Here is a 21,922-nt window from a genome sequence, read left to right as displayed (position 1 = left end):
GAACGAGAATACGGTCGTAATTTCCGAATCGGAGGGGCGATACCGGAATAACCAACCGGACTCGGTATTCTTACCACCCGAAGCTACAGAGGTGTAAACGATGGGAACCGAGTCGCAGTCGGTACGTGCCTCGAAAAGTTGGCAGTCGGTTGTGACAGTCGCGGGGTGGCAGACAGCCGCGAGTTTCTGTTACTACACCATTTTCGCCGCGACCGGCTTTCTCCGCGAGGCGTTTTCGCTCTCGGAAACGCTCGTCGGCGTCTTCCTCACGGCGGCGTTGCTCGGATATACGCTCATGCTGTTTCCGAGCGGGGCGGCCGTCGATGGATTCGGTGAGAAACACACGATGATAGTCGGACTCCTCGCCCTCGCTGTCGCGGCTGTTGGCGTCTCACTCGCACCGTCCTACGGGCTCCTTCTGGGTGCTGGCGGGATACTGGGTGTCGCCTATTCGACGGCAATGCCGGCCTCGAACCGCGCCATCGTCGCCAGTTCACCCGACGGACGGCAAGGTCTCGCGATGGGCTTGAAACAGGTCGGAGTCACTGCGGGTAGCGGGGCGGCTTCGCTCGTCATTACGGGCGTCGCCACCGTCGTCGCGTGGCAGGTCGGATTCTGGGTTGTCGGGGCTCTGGCGGCGGGATACGTACTCGTCTTCGTCGCCCTGTATGACGGCTCGCGGGGGAGCGGCAAGTTCTCGTTGCCCAATCTCTCGCAACTCCGGACGAATCGTGCCTACAAGCGTCTCGTCGTGGCTGGTCTCTTCGTCGGAGCCTCCATTTTCTCGATGCTGGGCTACACCGTCCTCTACGTGCAAGACGCCGTCGGTGCGAGTGCCGCCGCTGGTGGTATCGTGCTCGCAGTGACGCAGGTGGCGGGGAGCGTCGGCCGAATCGGTGCCGGAAACCTTGCCGACCGTCTGGGCGGCGCGAAGGGTTCGGCCACTGTCGCTCTCGGTCAAATACTACTTGCGGTCGTCCTCTTTGTCGTTCTCGCTGTCGGTGACTGGTCGCTCCCGGTTGCTATCGTCCTATTCGTTGGCCTTGGCCTCTCGATTCATGGTTCGACTGGCGTGTTTTACTCGTGCCTCTCGGAACTCGTCGATGCCGACGACATCGGCGGCGCGACTGCTGGTGGGCAGACCGCGATAAATACCGGTGGACTGGTCGCGCCGCCACTGTTCGGCCTGCTGGTCGAGACAGGTGGCTATGGCCTTGGCTGGGGGTTGCTCGTCGGCACGACGCTCGTAGCGACCGTGTTGCTCGTGGGAGTTCGACGGCAAACGTGACGCCTCGTCGGTACCCCCAGTGTCAGCCAACCGGTAGGAAGTCGCTGACGAAATGGGAGAAGGGTTTACCCCACCTCGTATCGTGCTACTACCAAATGGGAGACACAGCAACCCAACGGAACGCCGTCCGCGACGCAGTCGAGCGCGTCACGGAGATGATGGCCGACGAAAAGGACTACCTGACCGACCTCGACTCGGCCATTGGCGACGCCGACCACGGGGCGAACATGAATCGCGGCTTTGAGGCGGTTCACGAGAAAATCGGCGAGATGGGCGACGCACCTCCCGACGAACTCGTCAAGACGGTCGGGATAACCCTCGTCTCGGAAGTCGGGGGGGCCGCCGGACCGCTGTACGGCGGGTCGTTCATGACCGCCAGCGCGAAGTTCGAAGACGGAATCACGGCCGAATCGAGCGTGGCGTTCGCCGAGGCGTTTCTGGAAAAGGTAAAAGACCGCGGTGGCGCGGCGGTTGGCGCGAAAACGATGGTCGATGCCCTCACGCCCGCAGTTCACACCTACAAGAAATCCATCGAGGAGGACGACCTCGAACCGGTCGAAGCTCTGACCAAAGCGGTCGATGCCTGCCAGCGCGGCGTGAACTTCACGACGCCGATACGGGCGACCAAGGGGAGAGCGTCGTACCTCGGATGGCGGTCGGTTGGCCACCAAGACCCCGGCGCGACCAGTACCCTGTTCATCGTGGAGGCAATTCGGGAAACCGCAGTCGAATATCTTGGGGACGGTGACCTTGAACCGGACGCAACCTCGCCGACGGTACCGGACGAAGATGCAGAGGGTGAACAGGGCGAAACGCAGGAGGAGTCGTAGATGGTCGGTCTCGTCGTCGTCTCACACAGCAAACGCGCCGCGGATGGAATCATAGAAGTCGCCGCGGAAATGGCGAGCGACACGCAAATCGAAGCGGTCGGTGGCGACACCGACGGCGGAATCGGTACGAGTGCCGAGGATATTCGGAACGCCCTCGATTCGATTTCGGACGGGGAGGCTATCGTGCTGGTCGATTTGGGGAGCGCGGTGATGAACGCCGAACTCGCCATCGAAATGTCGGACACCGACGCAGAAATCGCCGATGCGCCGGTTCTCGAAGGGACAGTCAATGCCGCCGTCGCCGCGATCAGTCCGAAAGCGACCATGGAAAGCGTTCGCGAAGCGGCGGAGGAGGCAGGAGAGATTTCAAATATTTGATATACTCCCGCGTCTAAAGATACGGGAATCCACGACGAGGATATTACGCTTGCGCGTTTCCTCGGGAGCGAAGTACGCTTTCGCGTCCTCCTTCAACGGTAGCCGTCCAATTATGACCAAGGACGTGCATTACAGCGCGTAGAGCCGTATCAAAGCGGCCTTCCCATCCATCTGCAATGGGCGTTTCACCCGGGGATACCGCATTCCCGTCCACGACAGGGTATTCAGCCTGCTGGGTACCACCATCAGCGTCAGACGACCTGTCGGCCCGGACGTGGTGGAGTGGGCGTCGGATTTGTTACCACGCGACGAGTCGATGCGAAGCATCGGTACGGTCAAAGACCGTGTTCGCCAACGAGTGAACTCCGGTAGCCATAGATGCGGCGGGAGGACGCTTAATCCTACCGTTCGTGGAATATCCGGCAGTGCAGTGACCAGCAGAAATCGAACTAAGCTTACGGCGCGTATCCACGCCCTGAAGAACGTGGCATTGCACCTGTTCAACCTGTAATCACTCCGATTCCAGCACGTTCGTCACCGCTTCCCGTGTCTCGGCGGTAAGAGCGTGGTTCGCGAGTTCGCTGGCGTCCTCGGCATTCACGTCCCGAACCCGTGCTTTCACCTGTGGCACCGTCACGGCGCTCATGCTCAATTCGTCCAATCCGAGACCGACGAGCAGTTCCGTCAGTTCGGGATCGCCAGCCATCTCGCCGCACATTCCGACCCAAATACCTTCTTCGTGGCCCGCTTCGACCGTTCGACGAATCGCCCGCAACACCGGCGGGTGAAGCGGGTCGTGCAGGTCGGCGACGTGTTCGTTCTCTCGCGAGGCAGCCATCACGTATTGCGTGAGGTCGTTCGTCCCGATGCTGAAGAAATCGACGCGCGATGCCAGCGACTCCGCGACGAACACCGAACCCGGGGTTTCTATCATCACGCCGAGTTCCGGAATTTCGTAATCAAATCCGTCGTCAGCCAGTTCCTCGGCGACCTCCTCGACGCGGGAGAGGGCCGTGTCGAGTTCCTCGATTCGGGAAACCAGTGGGAACATCACGGCAAGGTTCCCCTCCGTTCCGGCGCGCAACAGGGCGCGCAGTTGCGTTTCGAAGAGGTCGCCGTCGGTGCCGAGCGACCGTCGAATCCCGCGATTTCCCAAGAACGGATTACCCTCGTCCGGTGTGTCGAGGTACGAAATCGGTTTGTCGCCGCCGACATCGAGGGTGCGAATGATGACTCGCTCGTCCGGAAACGCCGACAACGCCTCGACGTAGGCGTCGTACTGCTCGTCCTCGTTCGGTGAAGAATCACGGTCGAGGAACAGGAACTCCGTCCGAAACAGGCCGATTCCATCGACTCCCTGATCGGCTACCGCATCGAATTCGGCGAGGGTTCCGACGTTGCCCGCGACTTCGATTTCCCGTCCATCCGCGGTGGAAACGTGATCTTCGATGATTTCCGTCTCGTCCTTCGTGATGCGATTTCGACTGGATTCATCCGGGTCGATGACCACGAGGCCATCCGTTCCATCGACTAGCACTGCTCGTCCATCGCCCGCTTGGGCGAGTTCGTCGCCGACACCGACCACAGCGGGAATTCCGAGCGAGCGAGCGAAAATCGCGGCGTGTGAGGTTCGACCACCGAACTCGGTGGCGAACCCGACAACCGTGTCCGGATCGAGTCGTGCCGTGTCGCTCGGGCCGAGCCGCTCCGCCAGAAGGATGGTATTCTCGGGAAGGTCGTCGAGGCCGGTTCGCTCGCGGTCGGTCAGGATTCGCATCAGTCGGTCGCGGACATCCCGAAGGTCGTCCGCTCGCTCGGCCATCCCTCCTTCTAACCCTTCGAACCTGGCGATAGGGTCTTCGAAGGCCTGTCGAACCGCGTGGGGTGCGGGTATCCCGTTTTCGATGGCGACTTCGACGCCGCTGGCAATCTCGGGGTCGTCGAGAAAGGCCCGATGTGCGGTGAATATTTCTGCTTCCTCCTCGCCGACGCGGTCGCGCGCTCGGTCGTGTTCGTCCGCTAGTTCCTCGTGGGCGCGCTCACAGGCCGCTTCGAACCTGGCCAACTCCTCGTCGGTGTCGACGGTTTTCGGGTCGGGAAGATCGGATAAATCGGTCGTGCCGCGGTGCCAGATTGCAGTTCCGAATCCCGCTCTAGGCGTCACACCAATCCCGGAAAGCTCGATGCTCACTGCTCTCCCTCCGGTGTCGTGAGAATGGTTTCCAGTGCGTCAAGAGCGGACGCAGCGTCGTCACCCTCCGCGACGAGAGACACTGCATCGCCCTGCCGAGCGTCGAGGGTGGTGACCGAAATCATGCTTCGTGCGTTCACGGGGTCGCTATCCGCTGTTGCGACCGAAATATCAGCGTCGAATTCGTTCGCGGTGGTGACGAATCGCGCCGCAGGTCTGGCATGCAGTCCCGCTTCGGGAACGATGGTAACGGTGCGCTCCATTGGAATCTATGTGCTTGTTTGAACAGGAACATGCTTCATGCTATCGCTGTCCCCAGCGTTTGAGTCCCCACTGTGCCCGCGTGTATCCGAGGGCGAACAGTACCGTTCCGACCAACATGAGCGACCCACCAAGCATCGGCTTCTGCACGGGTGAGCCGGGGTCGGAAATGACAACGAGCACGATTCCCGCCACGAGAACGACCAACCCGGCGAGCGTTACCGGGTCGAGAAATACCAGACGAAGGTACTCACCCATCGAGTGCCTCGGTTCGTCTGCGTCGGCGTCGGACACGGTGGTCACCTAACTCCCTCCTGCCGGGCGTTCTCGCTCCTCGTCATGAACCGCCGGTTCTTCCGGCTCGATGTCCTGCTCTTCCAATTCCTTGACGTACCGTCGTGTCAGCAGGTCATAGAGACCGCCGCCGATAATACCACCGACGATTGTCGATGTGGTCGGAAGCCACCAGCCGCCGCGCGGGCCGGGGAACGCGATTTCACCCCATCCGGCGAGATAGCCGAAGATTCGCGGTCCGAGGTCGCGGGCAGGGTTCAGTGCTGCCATGCTCACTGGTGCTTCGTACTGCACCAGTGCTGCGACGAGCAAACCGATGAGGAACGCCGAGATTGCAGGTGTCGCTCTCGTTCCCATCGGATTCCAGTCGTCCACGAGCGCAAAGATGACCCCGACGAGGATGGCCGTGATAACGACCTCGCTGAAGAACGCTTGCGGGAACGAGACGAGGAACGCCGCCTCGTTCAGCGTCTGGAAATCGCCGATTTTCACGCCAGCGAACGCAGGATTCGGGAAGAACGTCCAGAGGGTCATCCCCGTGATGGAACTCCCCGGTTCGCCGGTGACGACGTTGTTCGCCTCATTGAACTGCTGGTAGTAACCCGACCACGTGACGAACAGCGTCGCGGCGGCGAGAAACGCCCCGACGATTTGCGAGACGATGTAGCCGGGAACGTGTTTCCACGGGAAGTCCCGCCAGACAGCGTTCGCAATCGTCACCGCGGGGTTGATATGTCCCTCCGAAACGCCGCCGACCCAGTAGACCGCGAACATCACCGCGAATCCCCATAGTACGGCGACGCCGAACAGGTCGAAGCCACCAGTTAGCACCGAGACGACGACCGCACCGTCACCGAGAAGGATGAGGATGAAGGTTCCGACGAGTTCGTTGAGGTACTTCGCGCGCCAGTACTCTTCTGCCATCTCAATCACCCCCTTCCTGCGCCCAGTCGAGCGAGCGCTCGACGGCATCCTTCCAACGGTCGTGCTTTCGGTCGGCCTCGTCGCTTGTCATGTCGACGCCGAACTCGCGGTCTACCTGCCAGTTATCGCGGAGGTCGTCCACGGTTTCCCAGTAGCCGACGGCGAGTCCGGCGGCGTAGGCCGACCCGAGTGCGGTCGTCTCATCCACGACGGGGCGGACGATGTCGGCACCGAGAATGTCGGCCTGGAGTTGGCAGAGGAAGTTGTTCTTCACCGCGCCGCCATCGACCTTCAGCGATTCTACCTCGATACCGCTGTCCGCTTTCATCGCTTCCGCCACGTCGCGGGTCTGGAACGCGATGGATTCGAGCGTGGCCCGAACGATGTGTTCCTTCTGGGTGCCGCGAGTCATTCCCACGAGCGTTCCGCGAGCGCGCTGGTTCCAATGCGGTGCGCCAAGTCCGGTAAACGCGGGTACCATGAAGACGCCATCAGTCGAATCGACGCTTCGAGCCATCGACTCAGTCTCCGCCGCATCATCGATGAAGCCGACATCGGCCAGCCATTCGATGGCCGCACCGGTAACGAAAATGGAGCCTTCGAGAGCGTACTGTACTGGCTTTCCGGAACGCTGGAAACCGACCGTTGTGAGGAGACCGTGCTCGCTCTCGACCGCTTCCTCGCCCGTATTGAGCAGGAAGAAACTGCCCGTCCCGTAGGTGTTTTTGGCGTCCCCGGCGTCGAAGCAGGTCTGCCCGAACAGGGCGGCCTGCTGGTCGCCAAGCGCACCAGCAACTGGGACTTCCGCGCCGAGGAATCCTTCCGAATCGGTCGGACCGTATGTCTGGTCGTCGCTCGACGGCCTGACTTCCGGCAACATCGCCATGGGGACGTCGAATTCGGCACAGAGATCTTCGTCCCACTCCATTTCATGGATGTCGAACAGCATCGTCCGGGAAGCGTTCGTCACGTCCGTGATGTGTTCGCCCGTCAGGTTGTAGATGAGCCACGAGTCGATAGTGCCGAACAGCACCTCTCCTTGCTCTGCCCGTTCTCGGATGTCCTGCGGTCGAGCGCGCTGGAGTTTGATGGGATCTGCGTTGTCGAGCAACCACTCGGCTTTCGTCGCCGAGAAGTAAGCGTCCGGTTCGAGGCCCGTCTTCGACCGAACCATCTCGACCTTTCCTTCATCTTCGATTCGTTCGACCCGGTCGGTCGTCCGGCGGTCTTGCCAGACGATGGCGTTGTGAACCGGGCGTCCGGAGTCGGTATCCCACAGCAGGGTCGTTTCGCGCTGATTGGTGATGCCGATGGCTTCCAACTGGTTCGCGGAAACGTCGGCGTCGTCGAGCGCGGTCGTGACGACGTGTTGTGTGTTCTCCCAGATTTCGAGCGGGTCGTGTTCGACCCACCCCGGTTCCGGATAGTTCTGTTCGTGTTTCTCGTAGGCGCTGGCGACGACCCGACCGTCGTGGTCGAACAGCATGAAACGGGTGCCGGTCGTCCCCTGGTCTATCGCGCCGACGTATGTGTCTGTCATTGTTCCCCCCACGGTGCGTCGGTTCTCCCCCTTCCCCCGCCGCACCTCCCAACATAGACGGCACCGAGAAATATTACGTTTTCCCACCAGTTTCGCCTAGTTAGCGAGCGTCGGAAATTCTGTCGTACTGCTCTTCGGACAGTTCGATATCGGCAGCACCGACGTTCTCTTCCAGTTGGTCAGGTGTACGCGCGCCGACGATCGGGATACAGTCGAACTCTCGTTGTTGGATGAGCCAGCGAAGTGCGACCTGTGCCGGGGTCGCATCGAGGTCGTCCGCGATAGACCGAATTTCACCCAATACCTGCCAGCCGTCTTTGGACATGTAGTAGTCCTCGAAGCGGTCGGTCAAGTCGCCGCGAGACCCCTCTGGAATATCACCGTCGTGTTCGTATTTGCCCGTCAGGAACCCGCCAGCCAGCGGCGAGTACGGACACACTGCGATATCTTGGTCAGCACAGACATCGAGGTAATCCTGCACGTCGTCTCCCGCCGCAGCGTGGTACATCGGTTGGGTCACGTCGAATCGCGCCAAATCGTTCACGTCGCTCTCCCAAAGCGCCTTGGTCAGCTGCCACGCGGCCATCGAACTGGCACCGAGGTAGTTCACCTTGCCGTCCTCCACGAGGCCGTTCAGGGTTGAGAGCGTCTCCTCGATCGGCGTCGTTTCGTCCCAACGGTGGATATAGTACAGGTCGAGATAGTCGGTTCCGAGGCGGTCGAGCGTCCCCTGAATCTGCTTCCGGATGTGTTTGCGCGAGAGGCCGCGCCCGTTCGGGTTGTCGCTGTCGAACGGGAAGTAGACCTTCGAGGCGATGACAAAATCCTCGCGGTCGTGTTGGGAGAGCCAATCGCCGATCCAAGCCTCGCTGGTTCCGTTCGGGTCGCCGTAGACGTTCGCGGTGTCGATGAAGTTGATGCCGTTCTCCCACGCCGTGTCAAGCAGGTTGTGGGCCGTCTCCCGGTCGGTTTCGACCGTTCCGTTTGATTCCTTGGCGAATCGCCACGTTCCGAAACACAGCTCCGAGACTTTCGTGCCGGTCGCACCGAGATTTCTGTACTTCATGCGAGGGAGTCATCGGGAAGGGTGGTAAAAGTCGGGGAAGCGGTGAGTTATGGATTGCGTTCGTTTCCGCTATTCAGCCCGAATACTGCTTCCGCAACACCACATCACCACCTGCGTTCCGCACGATAATCGTATCGCCACCGTTGTTCCAAACCGCGCTATCCGACCCCCAGTACAGTTCCGTCGCCGAATTCGAGCCGGCTCCGGAGTAGAGCGTGAGAGTAGTACCCGGTTTCATCGACACACCCGAAGGAACGCGATAGGTGTGGCCGGAGTCGTCGGAAATCGTCCACCCGGCAATATCGACTGCGTCGTTTCCGCTGTTTTGCAGGACGAAATACTCGTCGTTCAGGTTGTCGTGGTCGTTGCCGTCAGCGTCGGCGTGAACCCGGGCGATGGTGAGACCGGTCGTGCCGACAGCACCGTTAGTAGTTCGAGTTTCTCCCTGCCCATCGCGACATTCCCACAGACCGATTTTTTCGCGTTGGGCCTTTGATTCCGCCGAATAGAACCGGTCTCGTTTCGTGAACTCGCTGTCGTACACGCGAGCGTAGCCCTGCGCGATCAATCGATAGTTGAACAGCTTTCCGTCGTCGCGAATGTACACCAGCAATCGGTCGTATCTGTCACGAGGCCCCTCGTTCGGGTCGGTGAAAATAGTCACCCGCTCGCCCGCGAGTTCGGTGCGACCGAACTCGCTAGCCTTGTGGCCCCAGTCGCGTAGGCAACTCGCCCCCGAATCGTCGTTCGGCACGCCCTCGAACTCCTTCGGGTCGTTGGCGGTATGCACCTCCGGCGTGTCCACGCCGAGCAGTCGAGCCGTGTCCTGTGTTCCATTTTTATATTCGAACTCGACCGTGTCGCCGTCCACAATTCGTGTTATCGTCACCGACCAACTCACGCCAGTTGTTTTTCCGGTTCCACCCGACAGAGTCGTTCCCGTGGTTTCCGTGGTCGTCCCCGGTTGTGAGGTCGAGCAACCTGCGAGGACGATTGTGCAGACGACAAGCAAGACAAAAGCTGACGACCTGGGAGACACGGTATCAAGAATGGCTTCTCGTGGATTAAATCTATGCGCCAGTCGTGGTGCATAGATTCACCGACTAGTGCCCACATAACAAAGGTGATATTTTATAACTAGCAGCAGAATTCTCAACCATGAGCGACAGCCCCCGTGAACGTCTCGCCGAGAATGCAACGGGAATCACGTCAACGCTGGTCACGGGCTTCTGGCTCGTTGCCCTCTTTACCGGACAGGACTGGTGGCTCGCGGCCATGCTCTTCGGCTACGTCGTCGTCATTCCAATCGTCGCCATGCTGTTCGACCAGGAGGACGAAGTCGATACCTGGTGGAACGACATGTGGAGCGATTTATCCGACAAACCCGACTGGTGGAACGGGTTCGGCGGACTCGGGGAAGCGAAGTCGGGAAAATCCGAGAAACCATCCGAACCGAGGGAACCGACGGAATCGAACAACAAGGAGGCACTCGAAACCCTGCGAAACCGCTACGCTCGCGGCGAACTCACGGACGAACAGTTCGAGCGAAAACTGGAACGGCTCATGGAAGTCGAGACGATAGAGGATGTCGAAGACCGGTTCCGAGAGGACGAACGCGAACGGCTTCGGGAACGGGAGTAAACAGGTCGATTCTACTCGCCTTCGGCCCACGAACTGAGCGTCTGCTGAACCGCCGCCTCGCCGACCGCTCGTCCTAGAATATCGTATCCGGCGCGTTCGGCGCGGTCGTTCGCGGAGGCGATGAGGCGCGAGACGATGAACTCGGGGGTCGATTTGCCGACCGTGTCGAATCGTGGCTGGTAGTCCACCAGCAGTTCGAGGTCGTCGTCCAACCCTTCCGCGAAGATGCCGTCTTTCCGTGCTTGGTCGGGGAGCGGATTCAAATCCTCCGCAAGGTGGGTGACGAACACGCCGAGCGCACCCCTATCGACCGTCAAACCGACGAGTCCGTGCAGGAGGTTGGCCGCGCTTCCGGGTTCGGTAATCGCCTCGAACTCGTCCACGAGCATGAGGGTACGACCGTCGTTCGTGAGCGGCGGCACGATGTTTCTGAGCGTCGATTCGAGCACTCCGGCGTTGAAACTGGCGTGTCTGCGATGGAAGACGATGGTATCGGAAATCGAGATCTGTGCCCGTTCGGCGGGCACCGGAAGCCCCATCTGGGCCAGCAGCGCGACCTGACAGAGCGTTTCGAGCAGGGTGGTTTTCCCCCCGCTGTTGGCCCCGGTCAAGACTGTCACGCGGTCGCCTTTCGGCGGCCCGGCGACCCCGTGTTCACCGATCCCGTAGGTGATCGGCTGGACATCCCCGTTTCCGGTGGCGAGAAAGAGGTTTCGTGCGCCCTCGACCGCGAAACCTTCGTCCACGAACTCGGGGCGGGTGAGGGAAAATTCGTGGGCGAATCGGGCCAGCGACAGCGAGACTGCGAGGTCATTGACAGCGGAAACGGCGGCGTCGATGGCACCGCGGGTTTCCTCGATGCTGGTTTCGAGTTCCGCTGCAACCGTCGCTTCGCGTTCCTCGACTGCGTCACGCTGTTCGGCGACGAGTTCGCGGAGCGAGCCCCCGACAAAGTCGGTGGCGTCGGTGGCTTCCCCCACCGTCGCGGTACGGATGCGCTGCGGTTCGATATCGGTCTCGTGGGCGACGTATTCGACGTAGCTCTCGCGGAATTCGTCCGGGTTCCGCACGTCGCCGGATTGAACCGCTTCGATCACGTCCAATGCACCGCTTTCGAGTCGCTCAACTCCTGCCAATTCGTCGCGAAGGCGGTCGAGTTCGTCGTCCGCTCCCTTCGCGACGCGGTCGCCGTCGAGTTTACCGAGGGCACCGACTGCCGCATCGAGTGCATCTGAGTCGATTTCCGTAACGGGGGCGAACGCCCCCTCGGTCGTTCCGGTCGCTTGCAGGGCGAGGGCGGTCTCGACCGCAGTGCGCTCGCTCCCGTCGTATTCCTCGAACGCGGCGAGAACCGACTCGCGTTCGGAGTCGGCCAGTTCGTCCCATGACGTGACGGCGTCAATGACCGAATCGAGTCGGTCGCTCGCTTCCTCGGAGGAGCGAACGGGCGTCATGACGCGAATCCGGTCGCCAGCGTCGGGCGTTACCGCATAATCGCTGGCGAGGTCGAGGAGCGATTTGTAGACGGAGCGACTGTCCCGAGTCGCCAGCACCGCCATTCCCTCGCCACCGTTCGCCTGTCGAAGGATCCGTGTCGCTCGGCCCCTCGACAGGCCCGCGTTCGAGAGGACGCGGACGTTGCTCGCTTCGATCGCCTGAACCGCTCGTTCGACACCCAACTCGGTTTCGAGCAGGTCGCTCGTCTTCGGCCCGACGCCCCAGTAATCCTCCAGCCTCATACCTGGTGGCTGACACGGGGCGCTATTAACGATTCCCGTTCGTCCAAAATATAATGTCGTTAGAGATAGTTAAAGAAATTATATCTCTACCAGAAGAATATAACACGGTGAATCGACTCCTCTATTTCGGCGACGAACGAGTCGACATCGAGGGAAACGTTGTGCGGTTTGCGAACGAGAAAAAAATTCCCGACGACCTCGAAACGGTGGATTGCATCGATTGTGAACATTCACCGCCGAAATGCGACGTGTTTTCCGTGCTCGAGACCGTTCGTCAGCACGATTCAAACCTCCGTTTCTCGTTCTTTCGGCCGACGAGGAAGTGATACGCGATGCACTCGAAGCCGGTGCGACTGACTACGCTCGTCCCGGGAGTGACTAACTCCTCGCACATCGAATCGACACTCTCGTCGAAAGCCGACGAAGTCGACACGAGTTATCCCAGACCGAGGCGCTGCTCGATGGAATGCCCGATGCCATCGTCATAATAGGGGAAAACGGGGACATCGAGTATGTAAACGACGGTGTCGAGCGGGTTTTCGGATACGAACCGGACGCGCTTCGCAGGCGGCCGCTCACGAAACTGATACCGGAACGACTGCAACCGAGACACAACGATTCCCTCGCACGATTTATCGAAACCGGTGAGCGACAGGTCGATTGGGAGTACGTCGAGACGGTCGCCCGACACCGGGATGGTCACAAAATTCCCATCGCGCTGTCGTTCCGCGAGGGTGAGTACGACGGAGATCGGACGATTATCGGAATCGTTCGCGACATCTCGAAACGGAAGGAGGTCGAGTCAAAACTCAAAACCTCGCGCGAACGGTATCGAACCCTGGTCGAAACTTGCCCGGAGGCCATTCTCGTCGCCGACGCGAGGACGGGTTTTATCCTCGATGCGAACCCGGCAGCAGAAGACCTCCTCGGACGACCACGGGACGAACTGTTAACGCTCCATCACATCGAAATTCATCCCGTCGAACGGCGTGCGTTCTATCAGCAAATGTTCGACCGGCACGCGGAGCACGGTGGTGTCACGAAGAACGCGACGGGGTTCGAAATCGCTCGTCCGGACGGGACGGAGATACCGGTCGAAATCAGTTCGACCGTGACGGAACTCGACGGACACCGCGTCATCCACGCGATTTTCAAGGACGTGTCGGAACGAACCGCCCGCGAACGAACCTTGGACACGCTTCGGTCGGCGACACGCGACCTCATGAGGGCCGAGACGAAGACTGAAATCTGTGAAATCGCGGTATCGGCCGCCGAAGAGACGCTCGATTTCCCGCTTACCGCAGTGTATCTCGAAGAGTCCGAAACGCAGACGCTTCGCCCCGTCTCGGTAACGGAGAACACGACGAAGACGTTCGACGAGATACCAACCTTCGACGCCGGGGATGTGCTGGCGTGGTCCGTGTTCGAATCAGGGGAGGCCGCCGTCTTCGAAGATCTGAAAAACCAGCCGGGAACGTACAACTCGGAAACGTCGGTCGAAACGGAACTCATCCTTCCCCTCGACGACCACGGTATAATCCTGTTTGGGTCGCAGTGTCAAATGGAGTTCGACGAGTACGCCCTCGACTTCGCGGGAATCCTGACGGCGAACGTGCAGTCGGCACTCGACCGAGCGGAGCGCGAAGAGACGCTTTCGAGACACAGAGCGGAGTTGGAAGAACTCAATCGCATCAACGCGGTCATCCGTGACGTTGACCGGACGCTGGTACAGGCAACGACACGCGAAGAAATCGAAGCGGCGGTTCCCCAACGGTTGGCGACAGCAGAACCGTACGAATTCACGTGGGTCGGCGAGTACGACGCGAGCGCCGAAATCGTCCACCCGGTGGCACACGCTGGCGATGAAAACGGCGATACGTATCTGGAATCGGCCATCAGACCCGAAGACGGCGTTCGGGGACCGGCGACGAAAGCGCTGGAAACCGAACGCGTCGTGCTGGTCGAGGATATCGCCACCGACCCGTCGTTCGAACCGTGGCGGGACGAATCGCTCGATAAAGGCTATCGGTCGCTCGCCGCCATCCCGATTCGATACGACGAAACGTGCTACGGCGTCCTCGTCATCCATGCTGATAGACCCGACGCGTTCGATGACCGCGAATGCGCGGTGCTCTCGGAACTCGGCGAAACGGTCGGTCTCGCACTCGCGGGAATCGAAAGCAGAAAGGCGCTCCTCTCGGACTGTGTGGCGGAAATAGAGGTCGAATCGAATGATTCGAACATCTTTTTCGTCCAACTTCCGCAGGAAATCGAGTGCGAACTCGACCCGCTCGGTACGACACTCTCATCCGATGGGTCGCTTCTCTGTTTCGTGTCCGTGTCGGGGGTGTCATCGGACGACGTCCTCGACCCACTATCCCGATTCGACGAAATAACCGATGTTCGCGTCGTCCATGAACGAGATGACGAATGCGTACTCGAACTACGGCACGACAATATATCGTTCATGACGGCACTCGCGGATAGAGGGGCGACGATCGCACGTGCCACCGCGGACGAGGACGGCGCACGGGGGGTCGTAGAACTACCGACCGATGCGAACGTCCGACAAACGATAGCGACGATACAGGACGCGTTTCCCGACACGCGAGTCGTCGCACAGCGCGAACGCGACAAACCGGAACCGACGGTCACTGAGTTCCGCACGACGCTCGACGAATCGTTGACCGACCGCCAATGGACGGCGCTGGAAACGGCCTACCTCGTCGGATTTTTCGAGTGGCCACGCATCAGCACGGGCGAAGAGGTGGCGGCGTCACTCGACGTGTCGCCGCCGACGTTTCATCAGCATCCCCGTCGCACCCAGTCGAAACTGGTCGATACGTTCTTCGACCGGTGAGGTTTTTATTCCCCGGTCGGTTGCTTCGGCCATGCGTCTCATCCAGGTTCTCGTTCCGGAGGACTGCCGGGACGCCGTCCTTGCCATCTTGGACGACGAGCACATCGATTACGTGCTCACCCGAGAGGAAAGCGACGGCGACAGCTCGGCTATCGTCCAATTTCCACTTCCAGCGCAGGCCGTAGACCGGGTTCTCACCGACCTGCGAGAGGCCGGTCTGCCCGACGATTACACCGTCATCGGAAGTGTGGAGACGGCACGGACGCCACATATCGAGGAACTGGAGGACAAGTTCGTCAAAGGGGGCGGCGAGAACGACAGCATCGCCACGGAAGAAATTCGCACGAAAGCACTCGGGATGAACCCGAGTCCGATAACGTACTACGCGATGACGATCCTCTCCGCAATCGTCGCAACTGCTGGACTCCTGCTCGACTCGCCCGCCCTCGTCGTCGGGTCGATGGTCATCGCACCGCAGGTTGGTTCGGCGATGACGACGAGTGTCGGTCTCGTACTGAACGACCGGCACATGATTCTCGATGGGTTGCGCTCACAGATACTCGGTTTAGGCGTCGCCATCGTCAGCGCGACGATTTTCGGCTGGGCGCTCAAATCCGCACAGTTCATTCCACCGGCCCTCGACGTGGCGACGGTGAGTCAGATAAGTCAACGTGTCTCGCCCGGGTTCCTCTCGCTCGCGGTCGGCATCTGCGCAGGTGCGGCCGGGGCGCTCGGGCTCGCAACCGCCCTTCCCGTTTCGCTCGTCGGCGTCATGATTGCGGCGGCGCTCATCCCCGCGGCAGCCGCAGTCGGCGTCGGACTCGCTTGGGGGCCGCCAGTCATCGCACTGGGGGCGTTCGTCCTGCTGGTCGTGAACGCCGTTTCCATCAATGCCGCGGGCGGTAGCGTGCTCTGGGTGCTCGGCTACCGACCGGTCAAAGGTTCCTCGATTCGAAAGGCGGCCCCGACGCTTATCGCAGTCGCCATCCTGCTCGTCTCGTTTGCCGGTGCAGGATTGGTGATGAGCAAGCAAATGCAGACGGAAAACACAGTAAACGAAGGGGTACAGAACGTGCTCCAGCAGAACCAGTACAAAAATCTCGAACTGGTCAAAGTACAGGTCGAGTTCGACGACATGGGAATCGTCGACCAGAGCCAGCACGTTACCGTTCTCGTCAGTCGTCCGACCAACGAACCGTATCCACGGCTGTCGAAGGATCTGGCCGATAAAATTTCGGGACGGATCGATGGGCGAGTGGTGGTCGAACTGGAGTTCACCGAGCGTCAGCGGTCGGTGGCGAGAACGTGAAGCCGTACTCGCTCACGATGCGATACGCCGACGTTCCCCAGATGTAATCCTCACCGGGCCACCATGTCCGGGCGTTGTTGAATCCACCGATGAGGAGACCCGAATCGGGATTTTCGGGGTCTGGATGATAGTTGACGCTCCCGCTGTCGCCGTCGGTGAAATCCGACTGCGACCCCCACTTCAGTTGACCTCGCTTGCACACTTTCCCGTACGCGCAGGTCATGCCATCGATGGCCTGTAATTTTCCGGACGAATGCCCCGTCCTGGACGCGATTTTCTCGAGTTTCGAGCCGCGTGCTTTGAGTTCCGCAAGCCCCTCGCGCGTGAACTGTCCGACGACTGGAGACGGTGATTCGCCGTGAATCACGCTCAGCGGGCGAAACCCGTTTACCGGGTCGATGCGGACAAAGTCGTCAAGTTGGTAGCCTCTGCGAACTTCCCCGATTTTCCGCGGGCCACGGTTCCCGAAGACGAAGAACGGTTCGCCTTTGAACCGCTCCTCGTCACCGCCGTAGACGTGGTTGGAGGTGGCGAAAAACGGCGTTTCCCCGTCGTACATCGCAGGAGCGAGCGTTCCGGAGGCCTCTCGGTTGGCACATTCAATGCCGCCCGGAATCCACCTTCCAGCGATGGAACTTGCTCGGTCGGAGCGAGTTTCGTCCGACCGTGTCGATTCGACGCGGTTTACCTCGACTGCTACGTCGCCGACACGCTCCGGAACTGCACCACCCGCCTCACTCCCTGTCACGTCGACTGTGAGTGCGGCGTTTCGGCCGCCGAACTCCCCCGGAATGACGGCACTTCCAACGACGCCCGGCGTCGAGCGCACGTCGAATCGCCGCTGGGCGTCGAAAGCAGACCGAAGGTCGGCGAACCAGTCCGCCGGAACGGTCATCGTGCGCGGTTCGAAGTTTTCCCCGTGCGCGTACACGAGTGGAACTTCGTTTCGGCCTGCTGCTTCCACGTCCTCGGGCGTGAGTAGCCCGGCCATGGAACCGAACCCGGCCCCGAGAAGCGTCGAAACGAATCGGCGGCGACCCATCGTCCTGAGGCGTCTGTCGAATGCAAAGCGTGTTGCTGGTCGTCTCCTGCTGTCGTCGTCTTTGTTCCCCATCGTGTCGTTTCCCCATTTCCCGTAGTGCGGTACGGCGAGCAACTACTTGAAACTCGACCGTCAGGTTCGACGGGGGATGCGAAAAATTATCGAAGCGGTGGGGCCGAGGTTTTAGGCCCGCCGAAAAATGGGAAGTTTTACGTATTATTAGGCGAGCCTAAAACATGAGTATGGTAGCAGACGAGTCAAAACCCGTCACGCGCCGTCGGTTCATCGCGGGGAGCGGTGTCGCTGGCGCGGCACTGCTCGCCGGATGTACCGGTAACAACAGTGAAGGCAAGCAGACGAGTACCGACGGAAGCGAGACGAGTGGTGGCGAGACGAGTGGTACCGGAACGAGTGACGGAACGACGCAGTCTGGTCCGTACTCGGTGTCGATGGAACCCGTCGGCAAGGTCGAGTTCGAATCCACCCCGAAAACGTGGGTAGCAAACAACGGGAGTTGGGCCGACATGGGCGTCGCCCTCGGACTCGAACCGCCCAAAGCGCTGTGGCTCACGAGTCGATACCACACGCAGTACTACGACGACATTCCGGGTGTGTCGGTCGACAAAAGCAACATGGTCGACCTGTATCAGGACGGCGTCAACAAGGAGTTGTTCTACGAATTGGACGGCGACGTTCACGTCATCGACCCGAACTTCCTGATGAACCGGTTCAAAGGCTGGAAGCAGGCCGATATCGACGAGGTCAGGAAGAACATCGGCCCGCTCTTCGGAAACAGCATCTTCTCGCGTGGCTACGAGTGGCACAAGGATTACACGTACTACTCGCTCTACGAAGCGTTCGGGAAATTGGCCGAAGCGTTCCAGAGAACCGACCGATACGAGCAATTCTCGTCGCTCCACGACGAGTTCCAATCCAAAGTGGATTCGGTTGTTCCGAAGAAGAAAAAAGACCGCCCGGAAGTCGCAACCATGTGGGCATCGGGCAACGAACCAACGTCGTTCCTCCCGTATCTCATCAGCGAGGGAACGAGTTTCAAGCAGTGGCGAGACCTCAAGGTTCGCGACGCGCTCGCTAGCACGTCGGTTCGAGACTTCCACAGCAACCGCGGAAAGGTCGATTTCGAGACGCTACTCGAAATCGACCCCGACATGCTGTTGCTCCGCGGGCACGAACAGCAGACCGCGAAGGAGTTCCAGAACACGGTCGTCTCGTTCATGAAGAACCACTCCGTGGGAAGCAAACTCACGGCAGTCAAAAACGGCGACGTGTACCGCGGCGGCCCGCTGTACCAAGGCCCAATCACGAACCTCGTCGTCACCGAGCGCGCGGCAAAGCAAGTGTACGACGTTTCCGAATCGCTGTTCGACCGCAAAAAGGTCGCCAGCATCGTCAACGGCTAAGGCGAAAACTGCGGAAGCCGAGTCAGTGTATCGCACTTCGAACGACGCGAGCACGGTGGGCATCGCGCTCGCGTTTCATCCCATATCACACCTTCCTCATTTTTCGATGATCCAATCTGTACTCCTACAGAGAAAACCAAAGCCCTTATCGGTATTTAGGGAGACCTAAAAACGAAACGACGATTCGAAGCCACGGAACTGTGAACAATGGCATTCGATTCGACCGATTCAACGACAAAGAGGACATATGACTGAAGATTTTGGGACGGAGATTCGGGAGACGTTTGACGGGGCGCTCACGGCACTCGTCGCTGCTAGCATTGGCATCGTCGTCGTCGGGTCACTGGTACAGGTGAGTTTCGGCGCGTTTTCGATGTCGCTCGAACAGGCGTGGAGAGCGGTGTTCGACCCCAAAGTGATAACGAATCCCGACGTACTGCTGGCACTGCTACTCGGGAACGAGATTCCAGTGGATTTGAGCAGCGAAACGACGGTCGTCTGGAGTCTCCGACTGCCGCGTGTCCTCGTCGGAATTCTGGTCGGTGCCAACCTCGCCATCTCCGGGGCCATCTTTCAGGCAGTGACGCGAAACGAACTCGCAAGCCCGTACATCCTCGGCGTCAGCCATGGCGCTGGCTTCGCCGTGCTGCTGACCCTCATCGTCTTCAGCGGTCTGTCGGTGTTCCTCCCGCTGTTCGCCGCACTGGGCGGTATCGTGGCGTTCATCATCGTCTACGCTATCGCGTGGAAAGGTGGGACGAGTCCCGTCCGACTCGTGCTGGCCGGGTTCATCGTCGGAACGATTTTCTACTCGTTCCAGCGCGGACTGTTCTTCTTCGCACAGGACATTGGCGTGGTGCAGACGGCCCTCGCGTGGACGACCGGGTCGCTCACCGGAACCGGATGGGAACAGGTTCGAACGATTCTGGTTCCGACGCTGTTCATCGTCCCGATTTCCTTGCTCGTTTCGCGCCAGTTGAACCTCCTCCTCCTCGGCGAGCGAACCGCTCGGTCGTTGGGGATGTCGGTCGAACGGGTTCGATTTGCACTCTCGGCGCTGGCGATTCTCGCCGCGAGCGCCGCCATCTCCGTCGCCGGAATCGTGAGCTTCGTCGGCCTCATCGTTCCGCATATCGTCCGAAACATCGTCGGAACCGATTATCGAAAACTCATCCTCGGTTGTCTGTTTGCAGGTCCTGCACTGGTCGTGGGTGCGGACGTAGGGGCGCGACTCGCACTCAACCCGATTCAGGTGCCGGTAGGTATCGTGACCGGACTGGTCGGCGGACCGTACTTCCTCTATCTCATGCGCAAGCGACAAAAACTGGGTGAGCTCTAATGCCGAGAATACAGCAAACAGAGGACGGACGAACGGAAACCGAGGCGGACGGACGAATGGAATCTGAACCGGATTCGAACCAGGATGTCGTCGTCGTCGGCGGCGGTGCGTCGGGACTCTCCGCCGCGGTGTTTCTCGCCCGCTACGGCCTCGATACGTTGGTGTTCGACGGGGGAACTGCGGCGATTCGCCAGTGTGTGCATCTCGAAAACTATCTCGGCTTTCCCGGCGGGATCCCGCCGGAAACCTTCCTCGCGCTGAGCAGGGAGCAGGCGGAACTCGCGGGCGCGGAGATAGTCGAATCGATGGTCGTCGGCGTTGCGAACACCGACGACGGCTTTCGCGTGACGACACAGACCGGACGGGAAGTCGAAACGAATCGACTCGTCGCCGCGTCCGTGTACGATGACGAGTATCTGACCCCGTTCGAAGACGAGTTAGAGGCTGTGGAACCCGACGGAAGAACGCCCGTCCCCGGGCTGTACGTCACGGGGTGGCTGGGCGAAGCCGAACATCAAGCCATCGTGAGTGCGGGTGACGGCGCGCGGACTGCGCTGGCGCTCGTCCGCGACGTGCGCAGCGAGGACGAGGGACTTTGGGAAGACGTTGCCGACCACTACTACGATTGGACGGTCGAAGACGGTCGATACAGCGGAACGGACTGGGAGTGGCTGGACGACTTCGTCGGCGAGAGTGCGCCAGACGATGCGACTTCTGAGGAGAAACGGCGAGTGCGAAAACGGCTCGAACGCGAGTATCGAGCGTTGGAAATGGACGGGTCGGAGCGAGAAGAACGTACGGAACACGGACGAAAACTCATCCAGAAACACGTGGAGGAAATCGAACCATGAGCGAACGAGAACCTGACGACGAACGAAAAGCCGATGGCGGAATAGTCGTCGAACGAGGCGAGAACCGCGACGAAGGGCGAACGGGAGACGCGAGCGAGCTGCGCGGAATCGACTTGGAAATCGGCTATCCCGACTCGGGAATCATCGTCGAATGTGAATCCATCATCGTTCCGGCAGGCGAAATCACGGCACTCGTCGGACCGAACGGAAGCGGGAAAAGCACGCTCCTCAAGGCACTTTCTCGGGAACTCGAACCCGAGTCGGGAATCGTCCGACTCGACGGAAACGACGTACATTCGCTCGGAACGAAGACGCTCGCGCAGAAACTCGGGTTGCTCTCACAGGAGAACGAATCGCCCGGAAACCTGACCGTCGAAGACCTCGCCTACCACGGACGCTATCCGCATCGTGGCTTTTTCGACGCGAAGACCGAGGAAGACCACAAAGCGGTCGAACAGGCACTCGAACTCGCCGGAGTCACGCATCTCCGCGACGAGGAGATGGGCAGTCTCAGCGGGGGGCAGCGACAACTCGCGTGGATTGCGATGGTACTCGCACAGGACACCGACGTACTCCTCCTTGACGAACCGACAACCTACCTCGACCTGCGGCATCAACTGCGCGTACTGAAGGTCGTTCGAACGCTCGCACGTGAAGAAGACCTGACCATCGGCATCGTCCTTCACGATATCTCGCAGGCGGCCCGCTACGCCGACAACCTCGTTGCCCTACGAGATGGCGAACCGTACGATTGGGGACCGCCGAGCGAAGTCGTTACGGAAGAGCTACTGGCGGACGTGTTCGGCGTCGAAGCGACGGTCGGAATCGAACCGGAAGGGCCGGTCGTCACGCCTCGACGACCGCTATGAATCCGATCGAAAACGTCTAAATTCAGTCCAAAAAGACAATCAGTTCAGCGAACAACTTTATTCATGATTATCATATTTT

Annotated in this window: 19 protein-coding genes; 10 read left to right on the top strand and 9 right to left on the bottom strand. The window is 60.2% G+C overall.

Annotated elements, in window-relative coordinates; all coding sequences use genetic code 11:
* Window positions 1-100: 100 nt before the first annotated feature.
* The 3 genes from ACN2TU_RS17840 to dhaM all read left to right on the top strand — a co-directional run bounded on the left by ACN2TU_RS17840 (window position 101) and on the right by dhaM (window position 2,496).
* Window positions 101-1,288, top strand: a complete 1,188-nt coding sequence (locus ACN2TU_RS17840) for an MFS transporter (RefSeq protein ID WP_435157236.1) — start codon at window positions 101-103, stop codon at window positions 1,286-1,288.
* A 95-nt stretch (window positions 1,289-1,383) separates the two neighbouring features.
* On the top strand, window positions 1,384-2,118 hold the full coding sequence (gene dhaL / locus ACN2TU_RS17835; RefSeq protein ID WP_435157235.1) for a dihydroxyacetone kinase subunit DhaL: 735 nt from the start codon (window positions 1,384-1,386) through the stop codon (window positions 2,116-2,118).
* Complete coding sequence (gene dhaM / locus ACN2TU_RS17830; RefSeq protein WP_435157233.1) at window positions 2,119-2,496, top strand: dihydroxyacetone kinase phosphoryl donor subunit DhaM; 378 nt, start codon at window positions 2,119-2,121, stop codon at window positions 2,494-2,496.
* 511 nt (window positions 2,497-3,007) lie between these two features.
* Here dhaM and ptsP read toward each other — a convergent pair.
* The 7 genes from ptsP to ACN2TU_RS17795 form a co-directional block, all read right to left on the bottom strand.
* Entirely contained in the window at window positions 3,008-4,687 is a 1,680-nt protein-coding gene (ptsP, locus tag ACN2TU_RS17825) for a phosphoenolpyruvate--protein phosphotransferase (RefSeq protein ID WP_435157232.1), read from the bottom strand.
* Entirely contained in the window at window positions 4,684-4,950 is a 267-nt protein-coding gene (locus ACN2TU_RS17820) for an HPr family phosphocarrier protein (protein WP_435157231.1), read from the bottom strand. The genes ptsP and ACN2TU_RS17820 overlap by 4 nt, the downstream gene beginning before the upstream one ends.
* A 40-nt stretch (window positions 4,951-4,990) precedes the next feature.
* A complete protein-coding gene (locus ACN2TU_RS17815) occupies window positions 4,991-5,251 on the bottom strand; it encodes a hypothetical protein (protein ID WP_435157230.1) in 261 nt (86 codons plus the stop codon).
* Entirely contained in the window at window positions 5,252-6,166 is a 915-nt protein-coding gene (locus tag ACN2TU_RS17810; protein ID WP_435157229.1) for an MIP/aquaporin family protein, read from the bottom strand.
* Window position 6,167: 1 nt separating this feature from the next.
* Window positions 6,168-7,706 (bottom strand): glycerol kinase GlpK, encoded by a 1,539-nt coding sequence (gene glpK / locus ACN2TU_RS17805; protein ID WP_435157228.1) that lies wholly within the window; start codon window positions 7,704-7,706, stop codon window positions 6,168-6,170.
* Window positions 7,707-7,806: 100 nt separating this feature from the next.
* The gene (locus tag ACN2TU_RS17800) at window positions 7,807-8,772 is read right to left on the bottom strand and encodes an aldo/keto reductase (protein ID WP_435157227.1); all 966 of its coding nucleotides are present in this window, start codon (window positions 8,770-8,772) and stop codon (window positions 7,807-7,809) included.
* Window positions 8,773-8,845: 73 nt separating this feature from the next.
* Window positions 8,846-9,811 carry a lamin tail domain-containing protein gene (locus tag ACN2TU_RS17795; RefSeq protein ID WP_435157226.1) on the bottom strand — a complete coding sequence of 322 codons (966 nt, stop codon included), beginning with the start codon at window positions 9,809-9,811 and terminating at the stop codon, window positions 8,846-8,848.
* Between the two features lie 119 nt (window positions 9,812-9,930).
* Here ACN2TU_RS17795 and ACN2TU_RS17790 point away from each other — a divergent pair, with 119 nt between their 5' ends.
* The gene (locus ACN2TU_RS17790; protein WP_435157225.1) at window positions 9,931-10,413 is read left to right on the top strand and encodes an SHOCT domain-containing protein; all 483 of its coding nucleotides are present in this window, start codon (window positions 9,931-9,933) and stop codon (window positions 10,411-10,413) included.
* A gap of 11 nt (window positions 10,414-10,424) precedes the next feature.
* Here ACN2TU_RS17790 and ACN2TU_RS17785 read toward each other — a convergent pair whose 3' ends face one another.
* Window positions 10,425-12,152 (bottom strand): MutS-related protein, encoded by a 1,728-nt coding sequence (locus ACN2TU_RS17785; RefSeq protein ID WP_435157224.1) that lies wholly within the window; start codon window positions 12,150-12,152, stop codon window positions 10,425-10,427.
* 466 nt (window positions 12,153-12,618) lie between these two features.
* On the opposite strand from ACN2TU_RS17785, the gene ACN2TU_RS17780 reads away from it, so the two are divergent.
* Complete coding sequence (locus ACN2TU_RS17780) at window positions 12,619-15,012, top strand: PAS domain S-box protein (RefSeq protein WP_435157223.1); 2,394 nt, start codon at window positions 12,619-12,621, stop codon at window positions 15,010-15,012.
* 31 nt (window positions 15,013-15,043) lie between these two features.
* Complete coding sequence (locus tag ACN2TU_RS17775; protein ID WP_435157222.1) at window positions 15,044-16,321, top strand: TIGR00341 family protein; 1,278 nt, start codon at window positions 15,044-15,046, stop codon at window positions 16,319-16,321.
* Here ACN2TU_RS17775 and ACN2TU_RS17770 read toward each other — a convergent pair.
* Window positions 16,287-17,435, bottom strand: coding sequence for a hypothetical protein (locus ACN2TU_RS17770; protein WP_435157221.1), 1,149 nt, complete (start codon window positions 17,433-17,435; stop codon window positions 16,287-16,289). The genes ACN2TU_RS17775 and ACN2TU_RS17770 overlap by 35 nt on opposite strands.
* A 170-nt stretch (window positions 17,436-17,605) precedes the next feature.
* Here ACN2TU_RS17770 and ACN2TU_RS17765 point away from each other — a divergent pair, with 170 nt between their 5' ends.
* From ACN2TU_RS17765 to ACN2TU_RS17750, 4 genes are all read left to right on the top strand, one after another.
* Window positions 17,606-18,784 (top strand): ABC transporter substrate-binding protein, encoded by a 1,179-nt coding sequence (locus ACN2TU_RS17765; protein WP_435157819.1) that lies wholly within the window; start codon window positions 17,606-17,608, stop codon window positions 18,782-18,784.
* 247 nt (window positions 18,785-19,031) lie between these two features.
* Window positions 19,032-20,123 (top strand): FecCD family ABC transporter permease, encoded by a 1,092-nt coding sequence (locus tag ACN2TU_RS17760; RefSeq protein WP_435157220.1) that lies wholly within the window; start codon window positions 19,032-19,034, stop codon window positions 20,121-20,123.
* Window positions 20,123-20,974, top strand: coding sequence for an NAD(P)/FAD-dependent oxidoreductase (locus ACN2TU_RS17755; protein WP_435157219.1), 852 nt, complete (start codon window positions 20,123-20,125; stop codon window positions 20,972-20,974). Before ACN2TU_RS17760 ends, ACN2TU_RS17755 begins: the two co-directional genes overlap by 1 nt.
* Complete coding sequence (locus tag ACN2TU_RS17750) at window positions 20,971-21,843, top strand: ABC transporter ATP-binding protein (RefSeq protein WP_435157218.1); 873 nt, start codon at window positions 20,971-20,973, stop codon at window positions 21,841-21,843. Before ACN2TU_RS17755 ends, ACN2TU_RS17750 begins: the two co-directional genes overlap by 4 nt.
* Window positions 21,844-21,922 lie beyond the last annotated feature (79 nt).

The organism is Haladaptatus marinus (assembly GCF_051194195.1).
This window is presented reverse-complemented; position numbering and strand designations above follow the sequence as displayed.

Excerpts from the sequence above, each read along its gene's own strand:
- ACN2TU_RS17840 (WP_435157236.1), top strand. The coding sequence starts at position 101 with ATGGGAACCGAGTCGCAGTCGGTACGTGCCTCGAAAAGTTGGCAGTCG.
- dhaL (WP_435157235.1), top strand. The coding sequence starts at position 1,384 with ATGGGAGACACAGCAACCCAACGGAACGCCGTCCGCGACGCAGTCGAG.
- dhaM (WP_435157233.1), top strand. The coding sequence starts at position 2,119 with ATGGTCGGTCTCGTCGTCGTCTCACACAGCAAACGCGCCGCGGATGGA.
- ACN2TU_RS17820 (WP_435157231.1), bottom strand. The coding sequence starts at position 4,950 with ATGGAGCGCACCGTTACCATCGTTCCCGAAGCGGGACTGCATGCCAGA.
- ACN2TU_RS17810 (WP_435157229.1), bottom strand. The coding sequence starts at position 6,166 with ATGGCAGAAGAGTACTGGCGCGCGAAGTACCTCAACGAACTCGTCGGA.
- glpK (WP_435157228.1), bottom strand. The coding sequence starts at position 7,706 with ATGACAGACACATACGTCGGCGCGATAGACCAGGGGACGACCGGCACC.
- ACN2TU_RS17800 (WP_435157227.1), bottom strand. The coding sequence starts at position 8,772 with ATGAAGTACAGAAATCTCGGTGCGACCGGCACGAAAGTCTCGGAGCTG.
- ACN2TU_RS17790 (WP_435157225.1), top strand. The coding sequence starts at position 9,931 with ATGAGCGACAGCCCCCGTGAACGTCTCGCCGAGAATGCAACGGGAATC.
- ACN2TU_RS17785 (WP_435157224.1), bottom strand. The coding sequence starts at position 12,152 with ATGAGGCTGGAGGATTACTGGGGCGTCGGGCCGAAGACGAGCGACCTG.
- ACN2TU_RS17780 (WP_435157223.1), top strand. The coding sequence starts at position 12,619 with ATGCCCGATGCCATCGTCATAATAGGGGAAAACGGGGACATCGAGTAT.
- ACN2TU_RS17775 (WP_435157222.1), top strand. The coding sequence starts at position 15,044 with ATGCGTCTCATCCAGGTTCTCGTTCCGGAGGACTGCCGGGACGCCGTC.
- ACN2TU_RS17770 (WP_435157221.1), bottom strand. The coding sequence starts at position 17,435 with ATGGGGAACAAAGACGACGACAGCAGGAGACGACCAGCAACACGCTTT.
- ACN2TU_RS17765 (WP_435157819.1), top strand. The coding sequence starts at position 17,606 with ATGGTAGCAGACGAGTCAAAACCCGTCACGCGCCGTCGGTTCATCGCG.
- ACN2TU_RS17760 (WP_435157220.1), top strand. The coding sequence starts at position 19,032 with ATGACTGAAGATTTTGGGACGGAGATTCGGGAGACGTTTGACGGGGCG.
- ACN2TU_RS17755 (WP_435157219.1), top strand. The coding sequence starts at position 20,123 with ATGCCGAGAATACAGCAAACAGAGGACGGACGAACGGAAACCGAGGCG.
- ACN2TU_RS17750 (WP_435157218.1), top strand. The coding sequence starts at position 20,971 with ATGAGCGAACGAGAACCTGACGACGAACGAAAAGCCGATGGCGGAATA.